We start from the raw sequence: 4,749 nt of genomic DNA on the forward strand, positions 1-4,749 counted from the left end.
TGCCCGCGCAGTCGCCGACGTTGTCGCCCACATTGTCGGCGATGGTCGCGGCATTGCGCGGGTCGTCCTCCGGAATGCCCTGTTCGACCTTGCCGACCAGGTCGGCGCCGACGTCGGCGGCCTTGGTGAAGATGCCGCCACCGACACGCATGAACATCGCGATCAGCGCGGCCCCGAGACCGAAGCCCTCGAGCACCTTGGGCGCGTCGGCCGCGTACACCAGCACCACACAGGAGGCGCCGAGCAGGCCGAGGCCCACCGTGAACATGCCGACCACACCGCCCGTGCGGAAAGCGATCTTCATCGCTTTGTGCGAGACCGTGGTCAGATCCTTTTCCGGCTCGCCTTGAGCCGGAGTGGCTTCACGCGCCGCCGCGGCGACACGCACATTGCTGCGTACGGCGAGCCACATGCCGATATAGCCGGTGACTGCCGAGAACGCCGCTCCGATCAGAAAGAACACCGACCGTCCGGCACGCTGACTCCAGTCGTCCGCGGGCAGCAGCATGAGCAGGAAGAACACGACCACGGCGAATACGCCGAGCGTGCGCAGCTGACGGGCGAGATAGGCGTTCGCGCCTTCCTGCACCGCTGCCGCGATCTCCTTCATGCTGTCGGTGCCCTCGCCTGCCGCGAGTACCTGGCGTACCAGGACCCCCGCGAGCACCAGGGCCGCCAGTGCGACGACCGCGATGACCACGATGAGGACGCGGTTGCCATCGGTCAGTACGGCGGCTGCGAGGTCTGTGGGATGGCCCGACTGTTGTGAGAGGGAAAGCCCCGCCATTCGTCCTCCTTGACGCTTGGGCTGAGCTCAAGATGTGGACGGGATTGTAGGTACCGGAACCTGATCAAAACAGAGCGCGATAAACGGAATTGGCGTTCCGAAGTAATGCCCTGAAAGCATTCTGAGGCTGCCGGAGGGCGCGCGAATGATCGTGAACGAATTCACGCGATGTTCGACACAGGAACTACTGTAAAGGCGAGCACTGACACCCGCACATGACGAAGGGCCCCACGGGTGGGGCCCTTCGTCAGGAACGGTGCGCGCGGTGGCGGGGTCAGACCAGAATCGTCGGCGGCGGCGTGGTCGGCCAGGTCATCTTGATCAGCCCGCCGTGCTCTCCCGCGCTGACCTCGACGTCGTCGACGAGTCCGCTGATGACCGCGAGGCCCATTTCGTCCTCGTCGGCCTCCCCGTCGGCGCCTCCGGGTCCGGCCCCGGAGGCGCGCTCACCGGAGACCGCGTGCGGGGCCTCGTCGCCGACCTCGATGGAGAACTGCTTCTCCTCCTCGATCAACAGCACCTTCACCGGTGCCGAGATCCCGCCGGTCTGATGCAGTCCGACGGCTCGGGTGCACGCCTCGCCGACGGCGAGCCTGACCTCGTCGAGGACCGCCTCGTCCACTCCGGCCCTGCGCGCCACCGCTGCCGCCACCAGCCGGGCGGTCCTGACATGCTCGGGCAGCGCGCTGAAGCGGAGCTCAACGGTGGCCATGCATCCCCCTCGCAACTACGGGCGTGCTGTCGAGAGGCTCCGGGCCGCCGAAAGCCCGGGCCCCCTGGGTCTTCACTTCTGCCGAACGACGGCCGGCCCGGGCGCTCGGCCCGGGACCGGTGTCAGTCGGTGGCCGCAACCGCTTCCTCGACCGAGGTGTGAATCGGGAACACCTTGGTGAGGCCGGTGATACGGAAGATCTTCAGAATGCGCTCCTGGTTGCAGACCAGGCGCAGGGAGCCCTCATGGGCACGCACGCGCTTCAGGCCGCCGACCAGTACGCCGAGCCCGGTGGAGTCGAGGAAGTCCACGCCCTCCATGTCGACGACAAGGTGGAAACTGCCGTCGTTCACCAGCTCGACCAACTGCTCGCGCAACTTGGGCGCGGTATATACGTCGATTTCGCCACCGACCCTGACGATCGTGCGATCGCCCATGGTTTCGGTCGACAGGGACAGGTCCACGGATCCTCCAGCACCTTGCTATCGAGCGGTCGCCCTAGGGGCATTCGGCTTCAGCCCCTGGACGCTTCGCCAGCCGCGATGGCATTCAATCACTTACCGGCAGGCGTGCACGACGCCTTGGCTCCATTGTCCGTCACGCCAGTGACACACTCGGTGCCGATGGCCAAGAATCACCGATCCGATCGAACCCCGCCGGACCCCGCCTCCCGACCCGCGCCGGGCGCGGTCCTGGACCGGCTCGCGTCCGGCCCCAGCAGGGCTTCTCGCATTACTCATACGGAGCACTTGCCCCCGCGTGAGGGTCGGCATGCCGTCTGGCCGGACCGGATCCGCGCCGAGGTCGTCGCGGCCGTGCGAGCCGCGGGCATCGAGCATCCCTGGGCCCACCAGGCACGCGCGGCCGAGCACGCCCTGGACGGCGAGTCGGTCGTCGTCGCCACCGGCACGGCCTCCGGCAAGTCCCTGGCCTACCTCGTACCGGTCTTCTCCACCCTTCTGGAGGGCGCGGAGGCCCCGAACGGCCGCGGCGCGACCACCCTCTACCTGGCTCCCACGAAGGCTCTCGCGGCGGACCAGTACCGCTCCGTGAAGGAACTTTCACATCCGCTGGGCAATTCCGTGCGCGCAGCCGTGTACGACGGCGATACTCCGTTCGAGGAACGCGAGTGGATCCGCCAGTACGCCAACTACGTCCTGACCAACCCGGACATGCTGCACCGCGGCATCCTGCCGTCCCACCCCCGCTGGTCCTCCTTCCTGAAGGCGCTGAAGTACGTCGTCATCGACGAGTGCCACACCTATCGCGGCGTCTTCGGCTCGCACGTCGCCCAGGTGCTGCGCCGGCTGCGCCGTCTGTGTGCCCGCTACGGCGCGTCGCCCGTGTTCCTGCTGGCCTCCGCGACCGCCGCCGAGCCCGCGGTGGCCGCCCGCCGCCTCACCGGCGTGCCGGTCCTGGAAGTGGCCGACGACGCTTCCCCTCGCGGTGAACTGGTGTTCGCCCTCTGGGAACCGCCGCTGACCGAGCTGCACGGCGAGAAGGGCGCTCCCGTGCGCCGCACGGCCACCGCCGAGGCCGCCGACCTGCTGACCGACCTCACCGTGCAGGGCGTGCGCTCCGTCGCCTTCGTCCGTTCCCGGCGCGGCGCCGAGCTGATCTCGGTCATCTCCCAGGAGCGTCTGGCCGAGGTCGACCGGTCGCTGGCCCGGCGTGTCGCGGCGTACCGGGGCGGCTATCTCCCCGAGGAACGCCGCGCTCTCGAACAAGCCCTCCATTCGGGTGAACTGCTGGGCCTCGCCGCGACGAACGCCCTCGAACTCGGCATCGACATCTCCGGCCTCGACGCGGTCGTCATCGCCGGCTACCCGGGCACGCGTGCCTCCCTGTGGCAGCAGGCGGGCCGGGCCGGACGGTCCGGGCAGGGGGCGCTGGCCGTCCTGGTCGCCCGCGACGACCCGCTGGACACCTACCTCGTCCACCACCCCGAGGCCCTGTTCGACCAGCCCGTCGAATCGACCGTCCTCGACCCCGACAACCCCTACGTGCTGGCCCCGCACCTGTGCGCGGCCGCCGCTGAGCTGCCCCTGACGGACGAGGACCTCGCCCTGTTCGGACCTGCCAGCGAGGGCCTCCTGCCCCAGCTGGAGGCCGCGAAGCTGCTGCGCCGCCGCACCAAAGCCTGGCACTGGACCCGCCGCGAGCGCGCCGCCGATCTGACGGACATCCGCGGGGAGGGCGGGCGCCCGATCCAGGTCGTCGAGACCGGCACGGGCCGGCTGCTCGGCACGGTCGACTCCGGCGCCGCGCACTCGACGGTGCACGAGGGGGCGGTCCACCTCCACCAGGGCCGCACGTACCTGGTGCGGTCGCTGGACCTGGAGGACTCCGTCGCCCTCGTCGAGGAGGCCGCCCCGCCGTACTCCACGGTCGCCCGCGACACGACGTCCATCTCCGTCCTTGAGACGGATGTCGAGATCCCGTGGGGCGACGGCCGCCTCTGCTACGGCTCCGTCGAGGTCACCAACCAGGTCGTCTCCTTCCTCCGCAGACGGCTCATCACCGGTGAAGTGCTCGGCGAGACCAAACTCGACCTCCCTCCCCGTACGCTGCGCACCCGCGCCGTGTGGTGGACCGTCACCGAGGACCAGCTGGACCGGGCCCGGATCAACCCGGAGGTCCTCGGAGGCGCCCTGCACGCCGCCGAGCACGCGTCGATCGGCCTGCTGCCCCTCTTCGCGACCTGCGACCGCTGGGACATCGGCGGCGTGTCGATCCCGCTCCACCCCGACACGCTCCTGCCCACCGTCTTCGTCTACGACGGCCATCCGGGTGGCGCGGGCTTCGCGGAGCGCGCCTTCCACACCGCCCGCACCTGGCTGACCGCCACCCGCCAGGCCATCGCCTCCTGCGAGTGCGACGCCGGTTGCCCGTCCTGCATCCAGTCCCCCAAGTGCGGCAACGGCAACGACCCGCTGCACAAGAAGGGGGCCGTGCGGCTCCTCACGGTGCTGCTGGAGGGGGCTCCGGAGGAGAAGGATGCGTCCGAGGAGAAGGAGAGCGCTCAGGGGGAGGAGGAAACGGTGGACGAGGCACATGAGCGGCCGCCGGGCGAGCCGTCGGAGGCCCCGCCCGCGCCCTGACCTCCGCCGTGAACGGCCCCCGTCCCGACGCCACCGTCACGTCCGAGATCTCCCCGGCGACCTCGCACCGAACGAGCCGCACGCCCTGAGCCCGGGCCACCCGGCCGGCCCGGGCGCAGGCCGCCGAACCACCGTCGGCCCAGTGGTCC

At 70.0% G+C, this 4,749-nt stretch carries 4 protein-coding genes and 1 pseudogene; 1 reads left to right on the top strand and 4 read right to left on the bottom strand.

Annotation, left to right across the window (positions count from 1 at the left end; translation table 11 throughout):
• The 3 genes from ABZ281_RS38345 to bldG form a co-directional block, all read right to left on the bottom strand.
• Positions 1 to 787: sodium/proton-translocating pyrophosphatase (locus tag ABZ281_RS38345; RefSeq protein ID WP_356662641.1), on the bottom strand; the 787-nt coding region annotated here is incomplete at its 3' end.
• Between the two features lie 274 nt (positions 788 to 1,061).
• On the bottom strand, positions 1,062 to 1,499 hold the full coding sequence (locus ABZ281_RS38350) for an ATP-binding protein (RefSeq protein ID WP_356662642.1): 438 nt from the start codon (positions 1,497 to 1,499) through the stop codon (positions 1,062 to 1,064).
• A gap of 122 nt (positions 1,500 to 1,621) precedes the next feature.
• Entirely contained in the window at positions 1,622 to 1,963 is a 342-nt protein-coding gene (gene bldG / locus ABZ281_RS38355) for an anti-sigma factor antagonist BldG (protein ID WP_003991900.1), read from the bottom strand.
• Between the two features lie 78 nt (positions 1,964 to 2,041).
• Between bldG and ABZ281_RS38360 the strand changes: the two genes are divergently transcribed.
• A complete protein-coding gene (locus tag ABZ281_RS38360; RefSeq protein WP_356662643.1) occupies positions 2,042 to 4,600 on the top strand; it encodes a DEAD/DEAH box helicase in 2,559 nt (852 codons plus the stop codon).
• Here the strand turns inward: ABZ281_RS38360 and ABZ281_RS38365 are convergent.
• Positions 4,578 to 4,749, bottom strand: a pseudogene (locus ABZ281_RS38365) (flp pilus-assembly TadE/G-like family protein); the annotation flags it as partial. The gene ABZ281_RS38360 and the pseudogene ABZ281_RS38365 overlap by 23 nt on opposite strands.

Origin of the sequence: Streptomyces sp. NPDC006265 (genome assembly GCF_040613555.1) — a bacterium.
Taxonomy (GTDB): Bacteria; Actinomycetota; Actinomycetes; order Streptomycetales; family Streptomycetaceae; genus Streptomyces.